At 47.7% G+C, this 26,496-nt stretch carries 30 protein-coding genes, 1 pseudogene and 1 other annotated feature; of the genes and pseudogenes, 27 read left to right on the forward strand and 4 right to left on the reverse strand.

All coding sequences use genetic code 11. From position 1 onward, the window contains the following. The 23 genes and pseudogenes from pilM (at position 1) to BV910_RS05080 (ending at position 19,145) form a co-directional block, all read left to right on the forward strand. Entirely contained in the window at positions 1 to 1,572 is a 1,572-nt protein-coding gene (gene pilM / locus BV910_RS04970) for a pilus assembly protein PilM (protein ID WP_078146553.1), read from the forward strand. After that, entirely contained in the window at positions 1,569 to 2,276 is a 708-nt protein-coding gene (locus BV910_RS04975; RefSeq protein ID WP_078146554.1) for a hypothetical protein, read from the forward strand. Before pilM ends, BV910_RS04975 begins: the two co-directional genes overlap by 4 nt. Before the next feature lie 140 nt (positions 2,277 to 2,416). Beyond that, positions 2,417 to 3,001: a Maf family protein gene (locus BV910_RS04980; protein ID WP_078146555.1), complete on the forward strand. Its 585-nt coding sequence runs from the start codon at positions 2,417 to 2,419 to the stop codon at positions 2,999 to 3,001. A 20-nt stretch (positions 3,002 to 3,021) separates the two neighbouring features. Beyond that, the gene (locus BV910_RS04985; RefSeq protein ID WP_240499795.1) at positions 3,022 to 3,525 is read left to right on the forward strand and encodes a JAB domain-containing protein; all 504 of its coding nucleotides are present in this window, start codon (positions 3,022 to 3,024) and stop codon (positions 3,523 to 3,525) included. Between the two features lie 118 nt (positions 3,526 to 3,643). Beyond that, the gene (locus BV910_RS04990; RefSeq protein ID WP_002333499.1) at positions 3,644 to 4,729 is read left to right on the forward strand and encodes a tyrosine-type recombinase/integrase; all 1,086 of its coding nucleotides are present in this window, start codon (positions 3,644 to 3,646) and stop codon (positions 4,727 to 4,729) included. Next, positions 4,726 to 6,624: a tyrosine-type recombinase/integrase gene (locus tag BV910_RS04995; protein ID WP_002333498.1), complete on the forward strand. Its 1,899-nt coding sequence runs from the start codon at positions 4,726 to 4,728 to the stop codon at positions 6,622 to 6,624. The genes BV910_RS04990 and BV910_RS04995 overlap by 4 nt, the downstream gene beginning before the upstream one ends. Beyond that, on the forward strand, positions 6,625 to 7,002 hold the full coding sequence (locus tag BV910_RS05000; protein ID WP_002333497.1) for a DUF6262 family protein: 378 nt from the start codon (positions 6,625 to 6,627) through the stop codon (positions 7,000 to 7,002). 317 nt (positions 7,003 to 7,319) lie between these two features. Then, entirely contained in the window at positions 7,320 to 8,123 is an 804-nt protein-coding gene (gene lnu(G), locus BV910_RS05005; protein ID WP_002333496.1) for a lincosamide nucleotidyltransferase Lnu(G), read from the forward strand. 123 nt (positions 8,124 to 8,246) lie between these two features. Then, a pseudogene (locus tag BV910_RS05010) lies at positions 8,247 to 8,393 on the forward strand (JAB domain-containing protein); the annotation flags it as partial. Positions 8,394 to 8,709: 316 nt separating this feature from the next. Continuing rightward, positions 8,710 to 8,907, forward strand: a complete 198-nt coding sequence (locus tag BV910_RS05015) for a hypothetical protein (protein ID WP_078146557.1) — start codon at positions 8,710 to 8,712, stop codon at positions 8,905 to 8,907. 56 nt (positions 8,908 to 8,963) lie between these two features. Further along, the gene (locus tag BV910_RS05020; RefSeq protein WP_078146558.1) at positions 8,964 to 9,404 is read left to right on the forward strand and encodes a hypothetical protein; all 441 of its coding nucleotides are present in this window, start codon (positions 8,964 to 8,966) and stop codon (positions 9,402 to 9,404) included. A gap of 198 nt (positions 9,405 to 9,602) precedes the next feature. Continuing rightward, positions 9,603 to 10,640 (forward strand): rod shape-determining protein, encoded by a 1,038-nt coding sequence (locus BV910_RS05025; protein ID WP_074037493.1) that lies wholly within the window; start codon positions 9,603 to 9,605, stop codon positions 10,638 to 10,640. A gap of 13 nt (positions 10,641 to 10,653) precedes the next feature. Further along, on the forward strand, positions 10,654 to 11,544 hold the full coding sequence (gene mreC / locus BV910_RS05030) for a rod shape-determining protein MreC (protein ID WP_047795500.1): 891 nt from the start codon (positions 10,654 to 10,656) through the stop codon (positions 11,542 to 11,544). A 1-nt stretch (position 11,545) separates the two neighbouring features. Next, on the forward strand, positions 11,546 to 12,040 hold the full coding sequence (gene mreD, locus BV910_RS05035; protein ID WP_049759982.1) for a rod shape-determining protein MreD: 495 nt from the start codon (positions 11,546 to 11,548) through the stop codon (positions 12,038 to 12,040). Positions 12,041 to 12,045: 5 nt separating this feature from the next. Further along, positions 12,046 to 12,714, forward strand: a complete 669-nt coding sequence (locus BV910_RS05040; protein WP_240499796.1) for a septum site-determining protein MinC — start codon at positions 12,046 to 12,048, stop codon at positions 12,712 to 12,714. A 5-nt stretch (positions 12,715 to 12,719) separates the two neighbouring features. Beyond that, complete coding sequence (minD, locus tag BV910_RS05045; protein ID WP_015881151.1) at positions 12,720 to 13,577, forward strand: septum site-determining protein MinD; 858 nt, start codon at positions 12,720 to 12,722, stop codon at positions 13,575 to 13,577. 43 nt (positions 13,578 to 13,620) lie between these two features. Continuing rightward, positions 13,621 to 14,946, forward strand: a complete 1,326-nt coding sequence (locus BV910_RS05050) for a ribonuclease E/G (RefSeq protein ID WP_078146560.1) — start codon at positions 13,621 to 13,623, stop codon at positions 14,944 to 14,946. Between the two features lie 55 nt (positions 14,947 to 15,001). Beyond that, positions 15,002 to 15,075, forward strand: a sequence feature (ribosomal protein L21 leader region). Between the two features lie 15 nt (positions 15,076 to 15,090). Next, the gene (gene rplU, locus BV910_RS05055; protein ID WP_015881153.1) at positions 15,091 to 15,399 is read left to right on the forward strand and encodes a 50S ribosomal protein L21; all 309 of its coding nucleotides are present in this window, start codon (positions 15,091 to 15,093) and stop codon (positions 15,397 to 15,399) included. Positions 15,400 to 15,402: 3 nt separating this feature from the next. After that, a complete protein-coding gene (locus BV910_RS05060; RefSeq protein ID WP_078146561.1) occupies positions 15,403 to 15,738 on the forward strand; it encodes a ribosomal-processing cysteine protease Prp in 336 nt (111 codons plus the stop codon). 12 nt (positions 15,739 to 15,750) lie between these two features. Next, positions 15,751 to 16,032: a 50S ribosomal protein L27 gene (gene rpmA, locus BV910_RS05065; RefSeq protein ID WP_015881155.1), complete on the forward strand. Its 282-nt coding sequence runs from the start codon at positions 15,751 to 15,753 to the stop codon at positions 16,030 to 16,032. 66 nt (positions 16,033 to 16,098) lie between these two features. Continuing rightward, the gene (locus BV910_RS05070) at positions 16,099 to 16,539 is read left to right on the forward strand and encodes a Spo0B domain-containing protein (RefSeq protein WP_078146562.1); all 441 of its coding nucleotides are present in this window, start codon (positions 16,099 to 16,101) and stop codon (positions 16,537 to 16,539) included. Further along, positions 16,540 to 17,829, forward strand: a complete 1,290-nt coding sequence (obgE, locus tag BV910_RS05075; protein WP_015881157.1) for a GTPase ObgE — start codon at positions 16,540 to 16,542, stop codon at positions 17,827 to 17,829. A gap of 50 nt (positions 17,830 to 17,879) precedes the next feature. Continuing rightward, positions 17,880 to 19,145: a hemolysin family protein gene (locus BV910_RS05080; RefSeq protein WP_371328153.1), complete on the forward strand. Its 1,266-nt coding sequence runs from the start codon at positions 17,880 to 17,882 to the stop codon at positions 19,143 to 19,145. Between the two features lie 43 nt (positions 19,146 to 19,188). On the opposite strand, the gene BV910_RS05085 is transcribed toward BV910_RS05080, so the two are convergent. The 4 genes from BV910_RS05085 to BV910_RS05100 all read right to left on the reverse strand — a co-directional run bounded on the left by BV910_RS05085 (position 19,189) and on the right by BV910_RS05100 (position 22,415). Beyond that, a complete protein-coding gene (locus tag BV910_RS05085; RefSeq protein ID WP_078146564.1) occupies positions 19,189 to 19,962 on the reverse strand; it encodes an NUDIX domain-containing protein in 774 nt (257 codons plus the stop codon). Between the two features lie 119 nt (positions 19,963 to 20,081). Further along, positions 20,082 to 20,660: a DedA family protein gene (locus tag BV910_RS05090; protein ID WP_078146565.1), complete on the reverse strand. Its 579-nt coding sequence runs from the start codon at positions 20,658 to 20,660 to the stop codon at positions 20,082 to 20,084. Between the two features lie 107 nt (positions 20,661 to 20,767). Further along, positions 20,768 to 21,307: a transcription repressor NadR gene (locus tag BV910_RS05095; RefSeq protein WP_074037482.1), complete on the reverse strand. Its 540-nt coding sequence runs from the start codon at positions 21,305 to 21,307 to the stop codon at positions 20,768 to 20,770. Continuing rightward, on the reverse strand, positions 21,285 to 22,415 hold the full coding sequence (locus BV910_RS05100) for a cysteine desulfurase family protein (RefSeq protein ID WP_078146566.1): 1,131 nt from the start codon (positions 22,413 to 22,415) through the stop codon (positions 21,285 to 21,287). The genes BV910_RS05095 and BV910_RS05100 overlap by 23 nt, the downstream gene beginning before the upstream one ends. A gap of 95 nt (positions 22,416 to 22,510) precedes the next feature. On the opposite strand from BV910_RS05100, the gene BV910_RS05105 reads away from it, so the two are divergent. From BV910_RS05105 to ruvA, 4 genes are all read left to right on the forward strand, one after another. Then, complete coding sequence (locus BV910_RS05105; protein WP_078146567.1) at positions 22,511 to 23,944, forward strand: L-aspartate oxidase; 1,434 nt, start codon at positions 22,511 to 22,513, stop codon at positions 23,942 to 23,944. After that, positions 23,898 to 24,767, forward strand: coding sequence for a carboxylating nicotinate-nucleotide diphosphorylase (nadC, locus tag BV910_RS05110; RefSeq protein WP_078146568.1), 870 nt, complete (start codon positions 23,898 to 23,900; stop codon positions 24,765 to 24,767). The genes BV910_RS05105 and nadC overlap by 47 nt, the downstream gene beginning before the upstream one ends. Beyond that, positions 24,730 to 25,809: a quinolinate synthase NadA gene (gene nadA, locus BV910_RS05115; protein WP_078146569.1), complete on the forward strand. Its 1,080-nt coding sequence runs from the start codon at positions 24,730 to 24,732 to the stop codon at positions 25,807 to 25,809. Before nadC ends, nadA begins: the two co-directional genes overlap by 38 nt. A 93-nt stretch (positions 25,810 to 25,902) precedes the next feature. After that, positions 25,903 to 26,490, forward strand: coding sequence for a Holliday junction branch migration protein RuvA (gene ruvA, locus BV910_RS05120; RefSeq protein WP_078146570.1), 588 nt, complete (start codon positions 25,903 to 25,905; stop codon positions 26,488 to 26,490). Positions 26,491 to 26,496 lie beyond the last annotated feature (6 nt).

Below are 26,496 nucleotides of genomic sequence, written 5' to 3' on the forward strand. Positions count from 1 at the left end.
ATGAGTCGTGGGATAGAGAAAGGGACGGTCGCGTATTTTTCGTTTGATGCGCTCAGCATCCACGGGGCCGTCATCAAACAAGGGGTGTTCAAACGAAGCGCCTCGGTTCAGTTAGCAAAAGACGCATACGGAGAAGGGAAGATTCTCGATGAGACGGCGTTCAGTCTCGCTTTCGATGAGCTCTGTCGCAAGTTGAAAGTGCGACGCGGGATGACGTGTGCAATCGCATTGGACGAGACCGAAGTGTTGTCACGAAAAGTCGAGATTCCTTCTTCGATTCCGAAGGACGAGATTCGTGGCTATCTCTTCATGGAAATCGGGAGCTCAATCATCTTGCCGTTCGATGATGTGTCGTTCGATTATGAAGTGTTAGGAGAAGACGGAGTCAAGACGGACGTCATGTTGCATGCCGTTTCGATCGAATTGACGAAATCGCTCCGCGCGTACATGAAAAAACGCGGTTTAGCGTTGAAGAAAATCACGCCACGTTCTGTCGCGGTCGCCAATGGGATCATGCGTTTATCGGAGATTGATCCGCTTCAATCGACATTACTCTGGCATATCACGCCGTTTTCGCATCAATTGCTCGTCCTTGAGGAAGGGCAGATCCGTTTCATCCGCTCGATCGAACTAGACCTCCCGTATCAAGTCGGGACGAAAGATGGTGTCGTGACCTATACATATGATGGGACAGGCGAGATGAAGGCCAATCAGTTGGATGACTGGTTGAACGAACTCGCTCGCTTCCTCGATTTCTATCGGTATTCTCTGCGGACGGATGGTCGAGCCATCGATGAGCTATACGTTTCGGGAACTGTCCCGGAAGTCGATGATCTCGTCCGTATGATTCAGGCTGAGTCCCTCGTCTCGGTGACGCGTGTCGAGCAACCGCTCGCCATCGCTCACGGGACACCGCTATCGCATCAAATGTTGCCACTCCTTGGGATGGCGACGCTTCAGCGCGATCGGGACACGAACTTCATCAATTCGACGGACGTGACACTCCGTTGGCCGATCGTGACAGGTCTCGTCGCCCTTCTTCTCGGAGGAGGGGCGGCCGGATACTTGTACTATGAGGTCGGCCAACTTGAAGCAGAACAGACGCGAATCGAAGAAGAGTTACAGCTCGTCCAAATTTATCAAACGGAACAAGTGAATTCGAAAGCGCAACAAGTGCTTTCGCTCGACCAGACCGTGACGGCGTTGACCGACATGGAAAAGGATGCGGTGCCGGCACTGCGCGCGTTGACTGAGCAGTTGCCTCCTACTGGCTACGTCTTGACGTATAACTACGCGGATGGCTCCATCATGAGCGTCCGAACTCAATTCGAGACGTTAGAGGACTTGAACGCATTCCAGCGCTCGCTCATGACCGATGAGCGATTCCTCGACGTCAAACTCCTCGGTGTGACGACGGAGTTGAAAGCGGATGTGGATTCAGAGGAAGAGGAGAACTCATTTGAAGAAGAGCCGCTCCCACGCTATATCGGAGAGTTCACGTTCATGTTCCAAGACGTTGAGGACGAGTTGACAGAGGAAGAGGACACGGATGAGGAGGTGGTGAGTCAATGAAACGTTCGACAATCTATGCGTTATTTGCGATTTGCCTCCTTGCCGCAATCATCGCACCGGCTTACTTTGGCTATACGTACTACGTCAAACAAGGAGAAGTCGAAGCGCTTGAGCGAGACCTCTTGCTCGAACAAACAAAACTGGAGTTGTTGCGTCAAGAAGGGAAAGCCGTTGATGTAGCGGACTCTCAGACGCTTCAGACACGCGTTCCGACAGTTCCTGCCCTCGACACGGTCGTTGAGGCGTTGTCACAGGCAAGTCTTCTTGCGGGTGTCAATGTGACAAGTATCGCATTTGCGGATGGCGTCGTGGCCGAGTCGGAAGTGCCAGAAACGGTCGAGCCGTTCAATCCGGCTGACGTGAGTGCGACGAACGAACCGGCTGAACCGACGGACGTTGCACCTGTCAACGCTTCTACGGTCCGTTCGACGGTCAATCTTCAAGCAGAGACGTATGAAGCGCTCGTCTCGTTCTTGGAGTCGATTGAGGCGATGAATCGGATTCACGTGTTACGGACGGTTCAATTCACGGGACCTGCCGAGACGGGACCGAATACGGTCGAAGAAGTGCAGTCGCTCGAGTTTACAGTCGAGCTCGATGCCTTCTATCGTCCGGACCTCGACCAACTCGTTCCAGACCGATACATTCCGGAACCGGCGTTTGAGCAAAAGGATATCCCGGTATACGACTATACGACACCATAAGTCGGCACGTCCCTTCGCAATTGAAGGGACGTGTTTTTCGTCGCGGGTCATTGTGTTTAGGAGGCACGTTGCCTACAATCAACAGTGAAGACCGAAACGGGAAGGAACGCCGTTTTGGAAGAAGAGAAGGAGTCGATACAATGAATTCAACACAGAAGCGTGTCATTCTCGCCTCGATGTCACCGCGACGTACCGAGCTATTGACGAAAGCCGGAATCAAGCATGAGGTCATCCCATCGACCGTGACGGAAGGGACAGACGGTCGGGAGACACCGAGTGATTATGTCGCTCGTCTGGCCCGGGAGAAAGCGATGGATGTGGCAAGGCATCACCGTGATGCCATCGTCATCGGCGCGGACACGGTCGTCGTCTTGAACGGCATCATTTTAGAGAAACCGACAGACCGGGAGGATGCGAAACGGATGCTTGAACGATTATCCGGTTCGACCCATGAAGTGCTGACGGGTGTGAGCATCATCGGTAAGTCCCAAGATTTGTTCGTCACGACGACGCGTGTGACGTTCGCTGAGATTCCTGAAACCTGGCTAGCGGATTATTTGGATTCGACAGAGCCCTACGATAAGGCGGGTGCGTATGGGATTCAAGGATCGGGTGGTCTCTTCGTCGAAGGAATCGAAGGGGATTTTTATAATGTCGTCGGATTGCCGATCCATCCGCTCGTCAAGACGCTCGACCGGCATGGGGTGACGCCTCGCTTTCTGTGAACTTGAAAGTAGGTGAAGGAATGACCATGGTGCTTGACCGTAGTGTAGAGACCGCCATCGCCAGATTGCTTCAAATCGGAGGACGGGGACCGGACCCGATGGAGACGGCTCGTCGTATCTCGGACGTCTACCCGACGTTACGGGCGCTGTCACAAGCGTCCGTCCACGATTTATGCAAAATCGAAGGGATGACGAAGAAGAAGGCGGAGCAACTTCTCGCTGCATTCACGATCGGGATTCGATACGTCGAGGAACCGAAAGCAAGTATGCCGACGATTCGTTCGCCGCAAGACGCCTATGAGTTGTTGCGGGATGAATTGAGACTGTTGAATCAGGAGCATTTCGTCTGTTTGTATTTGAATACGAAGAACCAACTGATTGCGCGGAAGACGCTCTTCGTCGGAGGGCTCAACTCGTCAATCGTCCACCCGCGTGATGTGTTTCGTGAGGCGCTCAAGTTGTCGGCGGCATGCTTTATCGCTGTGCACAATCATCCGAGCGGGGACGCGTTAACCATAGTATAATAAATAATAGTAGTTAAAGTAGTTTAGGAGGAGATGTTAAAGGGAGATTTTACTTTAAATACAAATTAACAAGGTTTATAATTTGTAGTACTTAAAGTGTTTAAAGAGGGGGGAGCGTGTGAGGGTTCAAAGGATAGAAGTGGAGAATAAGCCGTATCCATTGTATTTATTACTAGATAAAGAATACCAGCTAATTGAACCAGTAATGAAATTTATTAAATACTTAGATAACACTGGTAAGTCTCCAAATACCATTAAAGCATACTGCTATCATTTAAAGTTGCTGTATGAGTTCATGGAACAGAGAGGCGTTATTCTTAATGATATTAACTTTGAGTTGTTAGCAGACTTCGTAGGTTGGTTGAGATATCCAACAGCAACAAATGTAATTGATCTTCAGTCAAAAGAAGCCATAAGAGAAGAAACGACAGTGAATACAATTTTAAATGCCGTTATGAGTTTTCTTGATTATTTAAGTAGATTAGGAGAATTTAAATCAATTGATGTATTTAAACAAGCAAAGGGAAGAAATTTCAAAGGATTTTTACATCACGTTAATAAGGGTAGATACCAAAAGAATGTCTTAAAGTTAAGGGTTAAAAAGAAACAGATAAGAACATTGACATCAGAGGAAGTTAAGCAAATTATTGATGCTTGTCATACGAAAAGAGATAAATTAATTTTAATGCTTATGTATGAGGGTGGTTTAAGAATCGGTGAAGTGTTATCGCTTAGGCTTGAAGATATTGCCACTTGGGACAATCAAATCCATTTAACACCTAGAGATGTTAATGTAAATGAAGCTTATATTAAATTAAGGAAGGAAAGAACAATACATGTGAGTAAAGAACTGATGTCACTTTATACAGATTACTTGGTATATGAGTATAGTGAGGAATTGGAGCATGATTATGTTTTTATTTCCTTAAAAGAAGGCTATTTTGGGAAACCACTAAAGTACCAAAGTGTTCTTGATCTAGTTAGAAGAATAGTTAAAAGGACTGGAATAGAATTTACATCGCATATGCTTCGCCACACTCACGCAACGCAGCTAATTAGGGAAGGATGGGATGTTGCGTTCATTCAAAAGAGATTAGGTCACGCACATGTTCAGACAACGTTAAATACCTATGTTCATCTTTCAGATCAGGATATGAAAAATGAGTTTAATAAATACCTTGAGAGAAAGGAGCATAAGAAATGAATGCTTCTAGTAAAAGGAAAATTATCAGTCAGAGTGAGATCAGCAAAAAAATAGCTGTAATGAATGAAGAAATGCAAGGGTTTTGGGCTAATAATAGTTGGGATATAAGAAAATGTCCACATCCTTCTGCCATAGAATTAAGTAAGAATCCTGCTTTAAGAAATCGTTGGGTTCGTTTTGAACGTGTTAAAAATCTGTGGTTAAGAACAGAATTGAAATATTTTTATTTTTACCATTTAAACAATGGAATATGGAATGCAAAAACTGTCTGGATTAGAAAAGGAACAGTAATTAATAAAATGTTAGATTTTTTAGATTTAAAGTATCCCAGCATTACTTCAATTACTGAAGTTCCTATTGAAAAAGCAATGACGGAGTATAGAACATATTTGACAAAACAGGGTGTTAGAATTACTACTACTAATTATAAGATTACTGCTAATCAAGAAAAAACACCTGTAAAAGCTAATTCTTACTATGTTACTAATCTAAAACAATTTATGGAGTTTTATGAGGACTTTTATTTTGATGGGGAGGAGTGGGATAAAGACATTTGGGATAGACGTAAGTTACCTTTGCCAGATGATAAGGTTAATCCGACACAATATGAATATGTAATTAACTTTAAAGGGGTTCGCAATACGTATTTTAAACAACTCGTAAAAAGATATTGTAAATTGAGATTAAATACGGATAGCTTTTCCTATGTATGTGATATCGCCCAAAAACTTAAAGAGTTCTTTAATTTCTTGGACATGAATTTTAAACACGTTCAGAGAATAAACCAATTAACGAGAATGGAAATTGAAGCATATTTAAGCGAATTAAATATGATGGGGATAAAGCCTAGCACAATAAATGGGAGGATCTCTATATTGGAAGGACTATTTAGTACCCTTCTAAGGCTAGAATGGAATGATATTCCTTCCAAGGTGTTAATCTATCCAGAAGACTATCCCAAAATACCGAGAGCAAAACCTCGTTTTATAGATGAATACGTTCTGGAGCAATTGAACAGTCATCTTGATAAATTACCCGAATATATAGCTACGATGACTATGATAGTCCAAGAATGTGGGATGAGGATAAGCGAATTGTGCACCTTGAAAAAAGGTTGTCTATTAGAGGACAAAGATGGAGATTACTTTTTAAAGTATTATCAATGGAAAATGAAAAAGGAGCATATAGTTCCAATATCAAAAGAGGTAGCTTTATTGATTAAAGTTCGGGAAGATAAAGTTTCATGGGAGTTTCCAGATAGTGAATACCTCTTTCCAAGAAAAGATGGATCGCCATTAAAACAAGAAACATTTAGAGACGAGTTAAACAAATTAGCTTATGAGCAAAAAATAGTCGATAAATCAGGCGAGATTTATAGATTCCATGCCCATGCCTTTCGCCATACAGTAGGAACAAGAATGATTAATAACGGAGTACCGCAGCATATTGTACAAAAGTTTTTGGGTCATGAAAGTCCTGAAATGACAAGCAGATATGCTCATATTTTTGATGAAACCCTTAAAGCTGAATTTACAAAATTCAAAGAAAAACTGGTAACTAATAATGGAGATATAATTGAGTTAGATAATGACAATGAAGTCGATGATGTTGATCTTCAATGGTTCAAGAAAAATATTAATGCACAAGTTCTTCCAAATGGTTATTGCCGATTACCAGTAATAGCAGGTTCTTGTCCACACGCCAATGCTTGTTTAGATTGTACTCATTTTTGTACAAGTAAGCAGTTTTTATCGCAGCATGAGGAACAGTTAAATCGTACTGAGGAGTTATTGGCAGTCGCTAAGGAAAAGCAATGGCAAAGGCAAATAGAGACTAATAACCGTGTTAAAGAGCGACTAGAGCAAATAATTGGCAGCCTGAAGGGGATTAGTTAGATGGTTAAACAGGTACGAAATACAGAGGAAATTGTGCGTTTGGCAAAGCAAAAGTCCAGGCGGACTAGAGAAAATGTAGACAAGGTTATCTCTAAACTATCGCTTGAAGGTAAGACTATTAATTTTAACACAGTTGCAAAGGAAGCTAATGTTTCTAAATCATGGCTTTATAAGGAACATGATATTAGGCAAAGGATTGAATCTCTCCGAAAACAGCAAAAAACAGAAAATGTAATATCAAAACCCAAGAAAAGCTCCCGTTCTGAAGAAGTCCTTATTAAAACCTTAAAAACAAGAGTAAAGGAATTAGAAGAGGAAAATATAAGATTAAGGAACCAGATCCAAAAATTATACGGAGATTTGTACATTAGAGAATAGTTAATCTATGAGTTTCACCAACTTGTGCTTTGAACTTTGAAGTGTTAAAATTAATATACTATTAATCGAAAGGAGAGATGGGTGGACAATGAAGAACTAATCTAATTTTTAACAAATGAAATAGTATATTTCAGTTTAAAAACTTAGGATTAGTCTGCCCATTTTTCCATATCCTAAATAAATGTAAGACTGAATAGCTAAAAAGGCTAAATAGTTTTATTTGAGTCCTTAAAAAGTGACATGACTAATCCTTCCAACATTATTTGGGAGGATTTTTTATTTCTCCCTGAATCAAAATAAAGAAAGAAGGAATCGAATTGTTAAAACAAAAGGAACTAATGGCAAGGGTTAAGGAACTTGTCCAGTCAGATGAACGAATATCTGCTTGTATGATGTATGGCTCTTTTACAAAAGGAGAGGGAGATCAATACTCTGATATAGAATATTACGTTTTTCTAAAAGATGATACAATTTCCACCTTTGATTCAGCAAAATGGCTAAATGAAGTCGCTTCCTACACTTTACTCTATCAAAATGAGTACGGTACGGAAGTAGTAATTTTTGAAAATCTAATACGTGGTGAATTTCATTTCCTTTCCGAAAACGAAATGAATATTATTCCTTCATTCAAAGAATCAGGCTACATTCCTGACACAAAAGCAATGTTTATTTATGATGAAACAGGACAACTAGAATTGTATTTATCAGAGTTGGAAGGTCCGGGACCAAATAGACTTACAGAAGAAAACGTAAATTTTTTATTGAATAATTTTTCCAACCTATGGTTAATGGGGATTAATGTTCTTAAAAGAGGGGAAAATGCACGTTCACTGGAACTTTTATCTCAATTACAAAAAAATATACTACAACTCATTCGAATTGCGGAAGAAAATGCCGATAATTGGTTTAATATGACAAAGAATCTTGAAAAAGAAATTAGTCCTGAAAACTATGAAAAGTTTAAAAAGACTACTGCCCGATTAAATGAATTAGAACTATATGAAGCCTATAAGAACTCTTTGCTTCTCGTTATGGAACTTCGAAATCTCGTTGAAAAACAGTATCAATTAACCATTAGCGATGATTTTTTAGGCAAACTGTTTAATTATATGAACGAATAAATAAAAAGCCTGTATCTCAAGTGATAACTAAGATACAGGCTTTAATTGTTATTTACTTTAAATACATGTTCTCAAAGTGAAAGTATTGATTTTAATGGATTTTTAATAGTTTACTCTTGATAAGACCCGACCCCAAGTCGGGAAGACATCGAGGTGTCTGAACGATTGGTCGAAGCAGGCAATATCGTCGGCATCGCCTGTCTCGACCACGTCATCATCGGGGAGGACCACTACGTCAGCATGAAGCAGCGGGGATATATGAATGGGTAAGGAGTAGAGAGCAGGCATCGTGATGTCTGCTTTTTTGGATTTCATTCACATTTTCATAGAAGTCTAGAATACAATGAATAGAAAAAACTGATGGACTAAGGTGATACATGTTCTTCTTTGTTCTCGTCCGTGTAAGATTCTAGAGCTATGGAGCCGTTCGATACTCGGTAGTAGTAATAGGCGTTGGGGACATTCATTAATTTGACACTCTAACCCCATTAAATTTTGGATATACTTGGAAAACGATGAATGGAAGTGTAGAATTTGAAAAGCGTAGAAATAATGGTGCGTAAGTTTGTACATAGGAGGTTACCGAATGTCGCGTATTACAATATGGAATGTGATTGGTTGGGTGTTTCTCATTTTCTTAGGAGTTAGTAAAGCTTTTTTTGATGAGCAATTGTCCTTGATCACGACTGGGTTAGGCGGATTGATTTGTTTGATTTTAGCTCTTTGCATGATTTTTCACGAACGAGAAGAGAAATCACAACATTCGAATGAATTGTCTGAATGAAGATAGTTTCTCTAATCGAATCTGGATGTTGATTAGAAAACAAATGAGGTGTTTTTATGGAAAAAATAATTTGGATACTGATGGTCGTATTATCGCTTTTTGTGAGTTATATACATCTAGAACCAACCATCTTCTCTATCGTTGTGTTCATCCTGTTTTTATTTGTGAGCACAGCGCTATTTATGCGGTTCGATCAGGACCACTGGCTCGACCGCGTCTCACCGCTCGTCGGTGTCGGCGTAGGGATTCTATCGCTCATCGCTTATCTCGGTATGATCGTGCTCTCTTTCAATGAACTCAATCAACTCGGCATCTGGACGGTACTCGTCCGCCTCCTGCTCATGTACATCGGAATTTACATTTTCGTCGTGACGACATCGAGCTTTTTGGCAGGAGCGACCCGACTCAAGCCATCCCGCTTCTTTCGGCCGGTGTTGATTTTCTCGGTATTCTTTTACGGAGCGATGTTACTGCTTCCGCTCCAACCGGGATTGTAACCGTTCTCTCCTTAGGCAGACGCTCACTTGCGTCTGCTTTTTTGATTTGCCTTTTTGCCGAAAAGAAGGCAAACTAATAGACGGTGAGACAGGACTGAGATGCGGTTATTGTAAATAACCTGTAATCGAATGAACGTTTTCAAACATGATTTTTCCGTTATAATAAAAAATAGTGTAATGAAGAGAGGAGCAACACCTATGTTTCGTAGTTTTAACCGAGAAATCGGAATCGACCTTGGAACGGCTAACACGCTCGTTTATGTAAAGGGTCAAGGAATTGTTGTTCGTGAACCGTCCGTCGTGGCGTTCCGCACAGATACAGGTAGAATTGAGGCCGTTGGGAACCAGGCCAAAGATATGATTGGACGTACTCCGGGGAACGTCTCTGCACGTCGTCCGATGAAAGACGGCGTCATCGCTGACTTCGAAACGACAGCGACGATGATCAAATACTTCATGGAGCAAGCTCAAAAATCAAAAGGCGGTTTGTTCTCATCGAAGACGAACGTCATGATTTGTGTCCCAAGCGGTATCACGTCTGTTGAAAAACGTGCCGTGGAAGACGCTGCGAAACAAGCAGGCGCTCGTGAAGCATACACAATCGAAGAACCGTTCGCGGCAGCAATCGGTGCAGGTCTCCCAGTTTGGGAACCGACTGGCTCGATGGTCGTCGATATCGGTGGCGGTACGACCGAAGTCGCAGTGATCTCACTCGGCGGCATCGTGACAAGCCAATCGATTCGTGTCGGTGGTGACGAAATGGATGATGCCATTATTCGTTACATCAAGAACAAGTACAACCTCATGATCGGGGAACGTACATCTGAGACGCTCAAAATGGAAGTCGGTTCGGCGCGCATCGATGCATCGAACGAAGCGGAGAAGATGGAAATCCGTGGTCGCGATCTCGTAACAGGACTTCCAAAACAAATCGAAGTCACGTCTGCAGAAGTATGTGAAGCTCTTTCTGATACAGTCGAAGCGATTTTAGCAGGGGTCAAACAAACGCTTGAGCAAACTCCTCCAGAACTTGCGGCTGACGTTATGGACCGCGGAATCGTCTTGACTGGCGGCGGCGCCCTCCTCAAAAACTTGGACGACGTGATCTCAGACGAGACACACATCCCGACACTCGTTGCGGATGAGCCACTCGACTGCGTAGCGGTCGGGACTGGAAAATCTCTTGAAATGATGGACGTCCTCCGTTCGAAATCAGGCATCTCGTCACGTCGATGAGAGGTGAGACACGATGAGCCGATTCGTACGTAATAAAAAGCTCATCATCACGCTAATTGTACTGATCTTGTTTTTCGTCATTTTAGGTGTTTCGATTCGAGGACGATCGGAATCAGCCTGGTACCAAGATGTCACGCGTGATGTGGTCGGCACGTTCCAGCGAGTGTTCGCGGTACCAATCGGGTGGATGGACTCAACGGTCTCGTCCATCTCAGATGTCCGCGATATCTACGAAGAGAACCGCCAGCTGAAAGAACATTTGGCGAAGTACGCCGAGGTATCGGTTGAAGCGGATGATTTGCGCCGTGAGAATGAGGAGCTTCGAAAGATGGTCGAAGCAAGAGACGAGTCGTTACGTGACTTCGACCTCATTCCGGCGGAGGTCATCGGTCGGACACCGAACGATTGGCAACGCTACGTCACCATCAACGTCGGTTCAGAACGCGGCGTTGAAAAGGGCATGGCCGTGACCGCGGCGAGCGGGATGGTCGGTCGTGTCATTCAGACGAGTGCTTATACGTCGCAAGTTCAACTGCTCAGCGACAACAACCGGACGAACAACGTCTCGGCTGTGGTCAAAGATGCGGACGGCAAACCGACGTATGGGACGGTAGACGGATTCGACACGGAGACGAATGAATTGTTCTTCACAAAAGTATCGAATAGCGTCAAGCTGAAAGAAGGAGAAATCGTATCGACGTCCGGACTCGGTGGACGTTATCCGGCTGGACTCGTCATCGGTACGATCGAATCGATCGAGACGGATGAATATGGCGTCTCACAAGTCGCCCGGATTAAACCGGAGGCCGACTTCAATGAGTTCTCACAAATGTACGTGATTGATCGGACACTAGACGAACCGTTTTTAACGGGTCCCGAGGAAGGAGGAGCAGCGGGTGAGTAACATGAAAGTGTTCATCGCCCTGTTCCTCCTTTTTCTTATTGAAGGAACATGGGCATCGATTTTTTCTTGGCACTACGCCACGCCGTTTCTTTTGTTGACGCTGATCGGGTTGATGTTTGTCAGTCTGTACGGTCGATGGGAGACGGCACTCGGGTTTGGGCTTGTCTTCGGACTGCTGTATGATATCGTCTACACCGACCTGATTGGAATCTATGTATTTACTTTTTCACTCATTCCTCTCTTAGCCAGCTTCGTGTTAAAATATATAGGTGAGAACTTCTTCTCCGTCACCATTACGTTCACGTTTATGATTCTCGTTTTCACCTTTGCGATTTACGGGATCATGGCGGCGATTGGTGGGACGTTGATGACGATTCAAACACTATTGGTTGAACAGATTCCAGGGACGATGCTCGTCAATGCCATCGCCATCGTGATTCTTTATTATCCGATGACGCGTTATGTGACGACACGCCCTGTTGCGAAAAGAGGGTAGCCATGATGGAGCGTAAACGACACATTACGATTAAAGGACATCGCAACGGCATTGCCATTCACTTCAATCCGAAGAGTGGCATCGACGAGGTGCTTACGGACTTAGAAGCGACATTACAAGAAATGGAGCCGCCGTCCGGAAAGATTGCCCTGAAGTTGCACGCGGGTACTCGTTATATTGACGAGGAGCTGTCACGTCAAATTCGTGAGGTCGTCGCTCGTCATGGCGTTTTTTATATTGAAGACTTGTCGAGCGATGTCATGTTGACAGAAGAAGCGAAAGCGACGTACGGCAGAAAGACATTCCACTATCACAGCGGGACGATTCGGAGTGGGCAAGTCTTGACGTTTGACGGTTCTGTGCTCGTGATCGGGGATATCAATCCTGGGTCAGAGGTCCGGGCGACAGGAAGTATTTATTGTTTAGGGACGATACGAGGAAATGTACGCGCCGGTGTCGAAGGATGGGAAGAAGCGGTCATCACCGCGAGCCTGCTCCATCCGAAGTTTTTAGCAATCGGCGAACATGTACTCACAGCCGATGACGGGGAAGAACTTCCTGAGATTGAGATGGGTTGTGCGTATCAGACGAGTGATGGGATTGAGATGACACGTCTCCGCCACGTCATGACAGGTCTGAAAGACGCATATGCAATGGAATTACAGAGAGGGTGAGTGGAATGGAGCAAGTAGTGGAGCCTGTACATACAGAAAAAGAAGTTAAAAACGGCAGAGCCATCGTCGTGACATCAGGAAAAGGGGGCGTCGGCAAGACAACGACGACCGCCAACATCGGGACGGGGCTCGCCTTGTCTGGACACTCGGTCTGTCTCGTCGATACAGATATCGGATTGCGTAACCTCGATATCATTCTCGGTCTCGACAACCGGAGCATTTATAACCTTGTCGATGTCATCACGGGTCAATGTAAGTTGAATCAGGCGCTCGTCCGCGACAAACGCTTCGAGGAGATGTATTTACTCCCGGCCGCACAGTCGAAAGACAAGACGTCAGTGAATCCTGAACAAGTGAAAGAAATCGTTGACCAGTTGAAGACGGAATATGATTTCGTCTTGATTGACTGTCCTGCTGGAATCGAGCAAGGGTTCATGAACGCGATTGCCGGTGCGGATGAGGCGATCGTCGTCACGACACCTGAAAAGGCGGCGGTTCAAGATGCAGACCGAATCATCGGGATGCTCGAGCAAGCGGAACATATCGATGCGCCTAAACTGATTGTCAACCGAGTCAAGAATCATCTCGTCGAATCGGGCGACATGCTCGACATCGATGACATCATGCGCATCCTGTCGATTGACTTACTCGGTGTCGTCATCGACGATGAGGAAGTCATCGCAGCCGCGAACCGCGGTGTCCCGGTCACGATGAATCCGGACAACTATGCCGGGCAGGCTTACCGGAACATCACGCGCCGTATTCTTGGCGAATCGGTCCCGCTCATGTCGATTCAGACGGAGACGGCACCGGTCGGCTTCTGGGCACGACTCATGATGAAATTTGGAATGAAAAAAGCGTAAAGGCAACGGAAGTTGCCTTTTTCTGTCGAAAGGAGTGATGCAGATGAAGCTAATCTACGAACGAACACCTTCCATCGAACGGGCGATGCTCGTGGACGGCGAACGATTACTCGAAGTCGAGGAACGGTTTGTCGACCAACTGTCTGTCGGGACCATCGTCGAAGCCGCAATTGAAAGGATCCACCCGTCACTCGGGGCAGCCTTTTTGACGGATGGGGAGACGACATACTTTCTCCCGATCGCAGAGACGCTCCGTGCGCTCGCCTCGTATCCGGAAGTGCCCGCCATCGGGCAAGCGGCAGTCGTCGGAGAAAAGCGACTCGTCCAAGTGACAAAAGAAGGAATCAACGGCAAGCATCATAAAGTGACAGAGAACATTCGATTCGGTGGGCGATATCTTGTGTATTTCCCATTTGGACGTCGGCAACTGTTCAGCCGGAAACTCGACCTCGTCACGCAGGACCGCCTCTCAAAGGCGCTCGACTTAAAGGAAGAGGAAGGAGTCTTATTTCGGACGGAAGCCGGACAAGTGGCCCCGGAAGCGTTACAGGAAGAACTGAATCGATTGCGTAACCGTTCGACCATAGTGATCGAGCAACGGTTCGGGCAAGACGAGCTACTATGCGAACAATTCGTGAGACGTCATGCAGTCGAGTCCGTGCTGTTGAATGACAAAGAAGGGCAAACGCGACTCGAACGATTGGATGTCCCGGTGAAACGTCATATCGGAAAAGGGCGGATGCCTGAAGCGAAACGTCTCGATGGAGCCATCGAGAAACTGGAGAGTCGTGCCGTCTGGTTGGATGGTGGGGCGTTCGTCTTGATCGAACAAGTCGAGACGATGACCGTCATCGACGTGAACAGTGGCAAAAATGTCGCCGTCAAAGATAAGGGGCGTGCGGCCGATACCATCAATGAAGCCGCGCTCTATTCAATCATGGAGCAGTTGCGCCTGCGAAACATCGGCGGCATGATCGTCATCGATTTCTTACGAGGTTCAAAAGAAGGACAGACCCGTCTCCTTAAAAAGACGAAAGAACTCGGGGCGCGTGACCCACGACGTGTCGAACTGTACGGTTTCACACGGATGGGGCTGTTCGAGATGTCGCGAGAACGGACCGGTCGCTCGATTCAAGACCGGATGTTTCATGCCGGCAAGCCTTCAAAATTGGCCATCTTCTCACAGTTTGAACGGTCGCTCCTTGATTTGAATGATCAATACGAAGCGGTCGTGCTCGCACTCCCTAAGAAGTGGCATGACGCTTCTTGGTACGGATTTGACATCGAGGTGCACCTCGTCGAAGGGGAGCCGGAGTTCGTCTTTTATGGGACGTCCGAAGAATGTCAGAATTTCTTATCTCGTCGTTGACAATGATTAATTGAGAATGGTATTATCTATAACGTTAGTTCGTTTGGAAGCACCCAAATGGCTACAACCGCACAGAACGGGTTTTTAAAGGTTTTTGCCCTGCCCAGGATGGCGAGTCTGAGTTTAACAAGGAGGTGCACGTATATGTACGCAATCATCAAAACAGGTGGTAAGCAAATCAAAGTTGAAGCAGGTCAAGAGATCTACATCGAAAAACTCGATGCTGATGTCGAAGGTACTGTAGAATTCGGTGAGGTTCTTTTCGTTGGTGGTGACGATGTTAAAGTCGGCGCTCCACTCGTAGAAGGCGCTAAAGTTGTCGGTACTGTGGTAAAACACGGCCGCGCTAAGAAAATCACTGTCTTCAAAATGAAAGCTAAGAAAAACTACCGTCGTAAGCAAGGTCACCGTCAGCCTTACACGAAAGTTCGCATCGAGAAAATCGAAGCGTAAGCTATGATTCGGGTCAAGGTAAGACGAGACGAGGCGAATTCGATTCGCTCCGTCGAAGTGACTGGTCATGCCAATTTTGCAGAACCTGGTTCTGACTTGGTGTGCGCCGGTGTTTCAGCCATCATCTTTGGTGCCTATAACGCCGTCGAAACGCTTGCGGGTCAATCGCTTCTTGTAGAAATGGCAGATCAAACAGAGGGTGGTTACTTTTATGTCGAGACGTATCCTGACTTATCACCGCAGGATATGGAACGCACCCAACTGTTATTAGAAGGGATGCTCGTGCAGTTAGACACGATCGCCCAAAGCTACGGTGAATATATCCAAATTGAACAATAGGAGGTGGACCTCATGTTACAATTGAACCTTCAGTTCTTCGCTTCGAAAAAGGGAGTTGGTTCGACTAAAAACGGTCGTGACTCAATTTCGAAACGTCTCGGTGCAAAACGCGCTGACGGACAAACAGTTTCAGCTGGATCAATCCTTTACCGCCAACGCGGTACAAAGATTCACCCAGGTGAAAACGTTGGCCGTGGTGGCGACGACACTTTGTTTGCGAAAGTTGACGGCGTAGTACGCTATGAGCGTCTTGGTCGCGACAAGAAACAAGTGAGCGTTTACCCAGTCGCGTAAGTTGAACGACGCAGAAGACTCTAGCCACTTATTTGGTTAGAGTCTTTTTTTCTAGGAGAGGATCAAATGGATTCAGAACAGACACTCGAGCTCTTATCGACCGTCCGTCACGAATGGATGAATCGGCTTCAATTGATCTCACTCTATGTGGCTCTCGATCCGACTAAGCTCGAGGAACTTTACGAACGCTATCGGAAACAGGCCGACGAAGAGAGTGCGCTCGTTCGTTTGAACGTGCCACAGACGAGCCTAGTCGTGATTCAAGCGAATTGGGAGGGACGGATGACGTATACGATTTCAACCGACCAACTCGCCATCGATGACGCGCGAGTGGCAGAGATGCTTGTCCGCTTGTTAGACAACACGGATGGGCCGATTCATGTGACGTTCACGGACGGACTGATGGTTCGCGTCACGGGCGCTGTCCCGGACGATGTGAAGGCATCAGCCTATGTGTACGAACAGAACGTAGATACCACTACGTTTCACATAAAGGAGGGGAAATAAATGTTTGTCGATCAGGTTAATATTTTTGTAAAAGCTGGAGACGGCGGAAAAGGGATGGTCGCTTTCCGTCGCGAGAAATACGTTCCAGACGGTGGTCCTGCAGGTGGTGACGGTGGTCACGGTGGGGACGTCATCTTTGAAGTAGAGGAAGGATTGCGGACGCTCGTTGATTTCCGCTATTCGAAGAAATTTATCGCCCATGATGGCGAAAAAGGGATGTCCAAAGGGATGCACGGACGTAAAGCGAAACCGCTCATCGTCAAAGTCCCACCTGGCACGATCGTGTTCGATGCCGAGACGGATACCGTCATTGCGGACTTGACCGAGCACGGTCAACAAGCGACGATCGCGAAAGGTGGTCGTGGTGGTCGCGGGAACTGTCGTTTTGCGACGCCTGCCAACCCGGCTCCAGAAATCGCGGAGAACGGGGAACCAGGTCAAGAACGTGAGTTGCGTCTCGAGTTGAAACTCCTCGCAGACGTCGGTCTCGTCGGATTCCCGTCTGTCGGGAAGTCAACGCTTCTCTCGGTCGTCTCGTCGGCACGCCCGAAAATCGGTGCGTACCACTTCACGACGATCACACCGAACCTCGGTGTCGTCAAGACAGCGGACGACCGTAGTTTCGTCATGGCCGACCTTCCAGGTCTCATCGAAGGGGCGAGCCAAGGCGTCGGTCTCGGTCACCAGTTCCTTCGCCATATCGAACGGACAAAAGTTATCGTTCACATGATCGATATGAGTGGTATGGAAGGACGCGATCCGTTTGAAGACTACACGACGATCAACCGTGAGCTCGAGTCGTACAACTTACGTCTCCTTGAGCGTCCACAAGTCGTCGTGGCGAACAAAATGGATATGCCGGACGCAGCGGAACATCTTGAAGAGTTCAAGAAGAAGGTAGGAGACGATGTCAAAGTCTTCCCGATCTCAGCACTCGCTCAAGACGGTCTTCGCAACTTGTTGATCGAAGTGGCTAACTTTGTCGATACGACACCAGAATTCCCACTCGATGAGCTCGAAGAGAAGACAGCGACGCCTCGTGTCGTGTATCGTTATGAGAAGGAAGAGAAAGGCTATCAAATCCACATCGATGAATACGATCGCTTCGTGATCACGGGCCCTCGTATCGAGAAGCTCTTCAAGATGACGAACTTTGATCATGATGAGTCGATCAAACGATTTGCTCGTCAAATGCGTCAAATGGGCGTCGATGACGATCTTCGTAAGTTGGGTGCCGAGGACGGTAGTGTCGTGGCAATCCTCGACTTCGAATTCGAGTTTGTGGAATAAAAAAAATTACTTGTTAAGAAGAAACGGAGTGTGAAGCTAACGTGGACCCTGTGCCCTCGTCAAGTTTAATTCTATATGTAGTTCTCGTCATGTTGTCAGCGTTTTTCTCATCAGCAGAAACGGCGCTCTCGAGTGTGAACCGGGTCCGGATGATTCGGATGGCAGAGGATGGCGACAATGCCGCAAAACGTGTCCTCAGTCTCGTCGATCGTTTTGATGATACCCTCTCGACGATTCTCGTCGGGAACAACATCGTCAACATCGGTGCCGCGACCGTCTCGACCGCCATCGCCACGAGCATCTTCTCAGGCGGGACAGGTCTCGTCATCTCGACGTTTGCGACAACAGTCATCATTTTGATCTTCGGTGAGATTTTGCCGAAGTCGCTCGCCAAAGAGTTTGCGGAGAATTACTCGCTTCTGATTAGTGGAATCCTTGTATTCCTCGTCAAAGTCCTCAAACCGGTGACGATGATTTTTGGCGGTTTGAAAAAATTAGTGCTCCGTCTGTTCGGGATGAGTACGAAAGAACCGTCAGTGACGGAAGAAGAGTTGAAAGTGCTCGTGGATATGGGAGAAGAGGAAGGTGTGCTCGGAGAGACGGAAGCTGAGCTCGTCCATAGCGCCTTTGCCTTCAACGATATTACGGTCGACGATGTGCTGACGCCACGAATTGATATTCTGGCCGTCGACATCGACGATTCGCTCGATGAAATCAAGGACACGATTTTCAGTGGTGGACATTCGCGTTTGCCGGTCTACAAAGACTCGATTGACAACGTCATCGGTGTCTTGTCGGAACGTGACTTCTTGCGTTCGATGATGAAGGATGAAGTGACGGATGTCCGTTCGCTCATCCGCCCGCTCACGTACGTGTCACCGCAGACGAAATTGATTGAACTACTTCCGATTCTCCAGCAGAAACAATCTCACATGGCTGTCGTCCTCGATGAATTCGGGGGCACGGCGGGTCTCATCACGTTAGAAGACATGCTTGAAGAACTCGTCGGCGACATCTGGGATGAGCACGACGAATCCGTCGTCTATCTCAGACGTCTCCGTGAAGGAGTCTATGAGTGTATGGCTGACATGAACGTTGATGAATTCGCGGAAGAGATGGGGATTGCAGAACCAGACGTCGATTCCAACACGATGGGCGGTTGGTTCGTTGAATTGCTCGGCGACATCCCGGAGAAAGGTGCACAAGTCACGTATCAAGACATGACGTTCACCGTTCTCCATGTGGAGAAACGCCGTGTCCGGAAACTGTTAGTGGAGACTGGACAATCTCAGCAAGAAGACATGCAAGAAGCATAAACAAAAGGGATGATTCGCTATATGCGAGTCATCCCTTTTTGCGTCATACGGATTGGCGCTCAATTCGCTCAATCAATTCATATGGTCGGACTTTATAAATGGCGTAAGGCATGTATGTCGGGTCGATCGCATCGAGGAAGCGCATTTGGAAGTGCTCCCGTTTGATGTAGTCACCGACGTTAATTGCGTCGACTTTATAGAAGCCAACTTCCTGTGTCTCGCCAGCCTGCGGTCTGAGGTCACCGGATACATATTTCGCGCGGAACGTGACACAGAGAACGCGGGACGACACGTTTTGATAGATCCCCGTGATGCCTTCCACCTCGATTTTAACGCCCGTTTCCTCGTCCACTTCACGATGGATGGCATCAACGAGTGACTCATGTTCTTCCACCTGTCCGCCAGGCATCTCGAACGAGTCGTTCCGATGCATGTTTTTGACGAGGAGAACTTCACCTGCCTCATTCGTGATATACGCTGTCACACAGACAATCGCACGCGGCGGCGTATAGTGACCGGTCGGCATCATGAACTCTTCGCTTGACTTGATATACAGCTCTTTTCCGAGGCGAGCCCGTTGTTTCATGGCGTCTCGTCGCAACGTACTGCCACGATAATCCCGCTCGACTTGCTCATAGTGTTCACGGTCCCGGTATTCCCATAGTGCCATGACCTCGGATTTGTCTTCGGTCACCCAGCGTCCGACGAGGCGGGCGCCATGCGACGCCTGGATCGGGTAAATGTATGTATGGAAAAAGTCGGTGAATTCTTGCAGGCGTTCAGGTCGAATCGTATACGTTTTACGGCGATGGAACATGATGATTCCTCCTTTTTCGTTGTGCGGTGTCCTATATGTGTGACCGCGATTCGCTTACATGGTTCTTATTCGACAGATATTAGCGTTTCCCTTTCCAACAAAAAAAGAATCCGCTCCAGTTAAGCGGATTCTTTCACACGTTTTGGTTGCTGACGAACATGTCGAACGACGAGGATAATCCCGACAGCAAGAGCCAAGAAGGGGATGACATCGTCCATGAAGTGGCCGATCATGCGCCAGTTGCTACCAAGCATCATCCCGACATGGATGAAGATGAATGACCAGACGGCGAAAATCAAGGTCGTCACCGACAAAAACTTACGGAACGATAGACGCATCACCCCGGCGCTCACTGCGAATAATTGACGCCAAAACAGGCTGAGACAGACGATCCATGCACCGTATTTCTCAAACCAGCGCTCGGCCCGGAGTTGCTTGTCTTGCCGAATTCGAAAATACCGATACAGTTTGAGCGCGACGGGACGCCCACCATATCGACCGATCCAGTACAGACCGATTTGGCTGAGCGTGAAGGAGACCCACGCCAGTAGGAACGTCAGGAAGAAGGGCGCGTCATGCGAGTCGACGAGGAAGCCTCCGTATGCGAGAACGAGTTCGTTCGGGATGAATTGAACCAAGATACCGATGGGAATGCTGAAGACCCCACAGATGGCGAGTAGATGCTCGAGGACGTTCAAGACGTAGCCCTCCTTTCAAATGATTTCAGGAAAGATGTTCCATCCATCAGTATAACGGACATGACTGAAAAGAAAAAGAAGAGATGTCACATATTCGTGACGTCTCTTCAATCTAATTCGGATACGAGAATCCCGAGGCGGTCCAATTCTTTCACCGCAGCATCGATTGCCTCTTTATGGTCTGATTCGAGCGTATGGATATGGAAGCCACCCGTCAACTGGGAGAGCGGGGAAGCCCCATGCGTCTTCACTCGTTCGAGGAAGGCGCGGACGTCGCGGCGACTCTTCACCATGAGTTGTCCCGTGATAGACCCGTATACAGGATGGTCGATGATGACGTCTTTTATGGTGACCCCTTCATCGACGATGGCGTTCATCTCCGTCTCCATCTCTTCTGCTGTATGACGACAGGCTACCTTTTTCGAATAGGTGGAGGGGGTGAGGTCTCCATGCAAGTAGACATACCCACGAGCGGTCGCGACGATTTGATGGCCTTTCGCTTTTAGCAACGATAGGTCTTGGACGATGACCTGACGACTGACGGATACATGTCTTGCCAGTTCAGATCCTGTGATTGGCTCATTGCTCGATTCAATCAATTGTAATAGTGTGCGACGGCGTTCTTCACCGGCTAAACGTTTGTTCATGATGTTCGACTCCCCTTGCTAAAATGACGATGGCATCGGCGAGGGCCGATGTGTCTTCGGCGGTCGTTTGCGCGCCGAAGGAAATGCGGACGAGTCCATGACAGGCGCTCGTCTCATATCCGAGTGCTTCGAGCATGCGATTTGGTCCATTTTGACCTGCTCGACATGCCGACCCAGCCGATACTTGGAACCCGAGATCGTCGAGCTCGGTCATCCACCATTGTCCGTCGCGTTGATGGGAGACGAAGGAGAAAATGGCGGGACTTTGTTCATCAAACTCGAGCCAATGGACATGCGCTGACGTCTTCTCTTTCAAGATAGCACGAAACGCCATGAAATTTCTCTGAAAACGTGTCAATTGTTCCTGACGTTCTCCGAGTGCTTTTGCAAAGGCACTGATTCCAGGAACGTCAATCGTTCCGGGACGAATCCCGTATTGATGATGCCCCGGATAGTATGGGGGAGGAATCAGACGTTCCATGTAGAGGGCGCCGACTCCTTTCGGTCCACCTACTTTGTGAGCACTGAACGAATAGGCATCAATGCCTTCGACAGAAATCGGGATTTTCCCGAGTGCCTGGACCCCGTCCACATGGAAGAGGATTTTCTTATATTTCAAGAGGCATTGGATGTGGTGGAGCGGTAACACCCAGCCTGTGTCGGAATTGACATGCTGGAGCGTGACGAGCCCGATGTCACGGTCGAGTAGGTGTGTGAATGCATCTAAATCAAACTTCCCATCCTTCAGTTTCAACCGATGAACGATTATTCCTTCCCGTTCCCACTCTTCAAGTAAGAGGGCGACCGAATCATGTTCATGCCAAGACGTGATCACCTCTTTGCCCTTCATCCGTTTACGTAAACTTGTCAGTGCGATGTAATTGCTCTCCGATCCACTTCCGGTGAATAATAATTTTCCTCGTAACATATCAAGCCCGAGCGCCTGTTTGATCAAGCGTCTTGCCTCTGTCAAATAATCTTCTGCCATATAACCTTGGGTATGGAGTGATGATGGGTTCCCATAAACGTTTTTGGCCATCGCCACGTAATGGTCTAATGCTGCATGCGTCATCGGGTGTGTAGCGGCGTAGTCGAAGTAGCGGTTCATCATGGACTCCCCTTTTCTCATGTTGTCTTCTACACAAAATTATGCGAAACTAGTTTACAAGTCAACATTACATATGAAAAACAGGTGATGTACAAGTGTCTTTACACATAGAGAAAACTGACATTTTGATTATCGGAACGGGACTTGCCGCCGTCGCAACGGCTTTGCATCTATCAAAATCATTCTCCATTCTTCTCGTCTCAAAAGGTGAGATGACAGACAGCAACTCCGATTTGGCACAAGGCGGGATTGCGAGCGCGTATCTTGAGAAATCGAGTACGGCCCATAAAGAAGACACGATGCTCGCTTCTAAAAACACATCGTGCGCTGAGCGCGTCGACATTCTCGTAGAAGAAGGGCGTCAAGCGATTGAAGAAATGGAACGATTCGGTGTCCGGTTCGACCGTGAAGAGGGCGGCTATGCCCTCGGACGAGAAGGCGCACACCGATTGAATCGGATCTTTCATGTCGGTGGCGACGAGACGGGACGTCATGTCATGAGGCAATTGCGTCAGTCGATGCCTGATAACGTGAACGTATTGGAACGGGTGCTCGTGCACGATCTCATCACGAGAGACGGGAAAGTCGTCGGCGCGATGGCGTTTCGTGATGAAGTGCCCATTCGAATTGAAGCCGGCGCTGTCGTATTGGCGACAGGTGGCATCGGTGGGCTGATCGATTGGACTTCAAACGCGCGTACCGTGACCGGTGATGGTCTCGTTCTGGCAAATCGATGTGGGGCCAAGCTGACACATTTACAGCGGATCCAATTTCACCCCACCTTACTGGCGACCGAAACGCCTCACCTCGTGACCGAAGCGCTCCGGGGAGCTGGAGCGACGCTCGTTGATGACGAAGGGAATCACGTGATGGCGCATCATCCGCTCGGGAGTCTCGCGCCTCGAGATGACGTGGCACGGGTACTGACAGAACGGATGGGAACGGTCTATCTCGATACGACAAACGTGACACGGCTTCGTGAACGGTTTCCAAAACTTGCTTTGACATGTGACAAACTTAGGATTGATCCTCGCCGCATTCCGGTACGTCCAGGTCTCCATTTTCATATGGGTGGAATCGAAGTGGATGATATGGGACGGACAGGCGTTGACGGATTATATGCCGTCGGTGAAGTAGCGGATGCGGGTATACATGGGACGAATCGTTTAGCCTCGAACTCACTTTTGGAATGTTGGGTATTTGGAAAACGAGTCGCGCGGGCGGTGCGTTTGAATAGGACGGCTATGGTGACGAAGGAGACGCTGGTGTACGACATCTCACCTTTGGCGTTTCAAGCGTTCCGTGCTCAAATTGGAAGATGGTTGACGATTTCACCAAGTCTTGATGAATTGAAAGGTTTCTTACAAAATACCCAAACGTTGACCATGACGAAACACGTGACAAGACAATTAAGTGAACAAACTTTACAACTCGATGCGGCGCGTCTTCTCGCGCAAAGCATCCTCGAAATGGAGCGGTATGATGAACACGATATACCTACGCGAACAGCTACGTCAGTTCTTGATTGAAGATATCGGTTATGGGGACTTATCGAGTGCGCTGATTGATGCACAGGACGAGTCGATCGCAACGATTGTTGCCAAAGAACAGGGCATTTTCTGTGGGAAGCCAATCGTAGAAGAGCTGGCAACTATGCAGCGGCTTGAATTGGTCTTTTGCCAAGAAGACGGGAGAGCGGTTGTCCTTGGAGACGAGCTCGTCGTCTTGAGAGGAAAGACACGCGCAATTTTAGAGACGGAGCGTGTGCTGTTGAATGTCATCCAACATATGAGTGGGATTGCGACGATGACAAAGCAGTGCATCGATGCGCTAGATGATGACTCGATACACGTGACCGATACACGGAAGACGACTCCGGGACTTCGGATGATTGAGAAGTACGCCGTACGTGTCGGTGGGGGATACAATCACCGTTTAAGACTCGATGACGCCGTCATGATCAAAGACAATCATATCGTCGCACTGGGTGGTGTAACGAACGCGATTCAAGTCGCGCGTGAGCGTGTCGGTCATACGACCCCGATTGAAGTCGAAATCGAGTCGTTCGAACATCTGATGGAGGCGGTTCAAGCCGATCCGGACATCGTGATGCTTGATAATCGGACGCCAGATGAATTGAGGGAATGGGTCCGTCATATACCGACACACATCAAAATTGAAGTGTCTGGTGGGATCACACTCGACACGATTGACGATTATCGAGGCATTCGCATCGATGTCATCTCGCTCGGTCAATTGACTCATTCGGTCCGCGCGTTCGATTGCAGTTTGAATTTACAAGGAGGAATGAAAGATGCAACTACTCGGAACACTCCCACCGACGTACGCTAACCTGTCAGTGGAGGAGATGGAGACTCGGATTCAGGCGGTCAAAGACCGACTCGGGACTCGTCTCTTTTTACCGGCCCATCATTATCAAAAAGACGAGGTCGTTCAATTCGCGGACGCGACAGGGGATTCGCTCCAGCTCGCACGACTCGCAGAACAGATGAGCGAAGCCGAATTCATCGTCTTTTGTGGTGTCCACTTCATGGCAGAGACGGCAGACATGTTGACACGGGACGACCAGATTGTCGTCTTACCTGATATGCGTGCCGGCTGTTCGATGGCAGACATGGCCGATATCGATCAGACGGAGATTGCTTGGGAAGAACTGACGGAACGATTTGGAGAGGACATCATCCCGATTACATACGTCAATTCAACAGCGGCCATCAAAGCGTTCGTTGGTCGTCACGGTGGGGCGACCGTCACATCGTCGAACGCCCATGAAATCGTCCGGTGGGCGCTTGAGGCAGGTGAACGCATCTTATTCCTTCCCGATCAGCATCTCGGGCGGAACACGGCGTTCGACCTCGGCATTCCGCTCGAGGCGATGGCTGTTTGGGATCCGCTCCGTGAAGAATTGGTCTCAGAAGGCGAAGACGATCAAGTGAAAGTCATCTTATGGAAGGGACACTGTTCTGTCCATGAGAAGTTCACGGTATCGCAAATTCAGACGTTCCGTGACCGTGAGCCGGATCGTCGCATCATCGTCCATCCGGAGTGTACGTTTGACGTCGTCCAATTGGCAGACGAGGCGGGATCGACGTCATATATCATCGACAAGATTGATGCGAGTGCACCTGGGACGAAGTGGGCGGTCGGAACGGAGATGAACCTCGTCAACCGGTTGGCGGCAACGTACCCACATCTTGATATCGTCTCGTTGAACCCATTCATGTGTCCGTGCCTCACGATGAATCGAATCGACTTGCCACATCTTCTCTGGGCGCTCGAGTCACTCGAGACGGACCCTGTGAACGTCATTCGCGTCGATCATGAGACGACAGAGTGGTCGAAACGCGCACTTGAACGAATGCTTGCACGGTAATCGCTTCAGGACAGGTAAACGCCTGTCCTTTTTTCGTGTCGCCCATTATGGTACAATAAATGCAGTTTTTCCGACCAAAAAGGAGAGTACATCGTGATTGAATTCGTAAAAGGACCCGTCGCCTATGTGTGTGCGGAATATATAACGTTAGATGTCTCGGGCGTCGGCTACAAAGTACATGTGCCTAACCCGTTTTTTTATCGTGAACAAGACGAACATGTAATCGTGTTTACGCATCATTATGTGCGTGAAGACCAACAGACGTTATACGGTTTCCGGTCACGTCGTGAGCGTGAGCTGTTCAATAAACTCCTCAGCGTGAACGGGATCGGACCAAAAGGTGCGCTTGCCATCGTCGCGTCCGGCGATATCGACGCTTTGATCGATGCGATTGAAACCGAGAACGAGAAGTATTTGACGAAATTCCCGGGAGTCGGCAAGAAGACGGCCAAACAGATGGCGCTCGACTTGAAAGGGAAGTTATCCGAGCTCGCACCGGATTATGTGCCGAACGAAGGGTTGTTTGCCCAAGGTGCATCTGAACTCGATGAGGCGTGTGAGGCGCTCGTCGCGCTCGGCTACTCTGAACGGGAAATCCTAAAAGTCCGCAAAGCATTGAGCGGAGAAATATTGACGACCGACGCGTACATAAAACGCGCGCTACAGCTGTTACTGAAATAAGGAGGA

The organism is Exiguobacterium sp. HVEsp1, assembly GCF_002009685.1.
GTDB classification, from domain to species: Bacteria; Bacillota; Bacilli; order Exiguobacteriales; family Exiguobacteriaceae; genus Exiguobacterium; species Exiguobacterium profundum.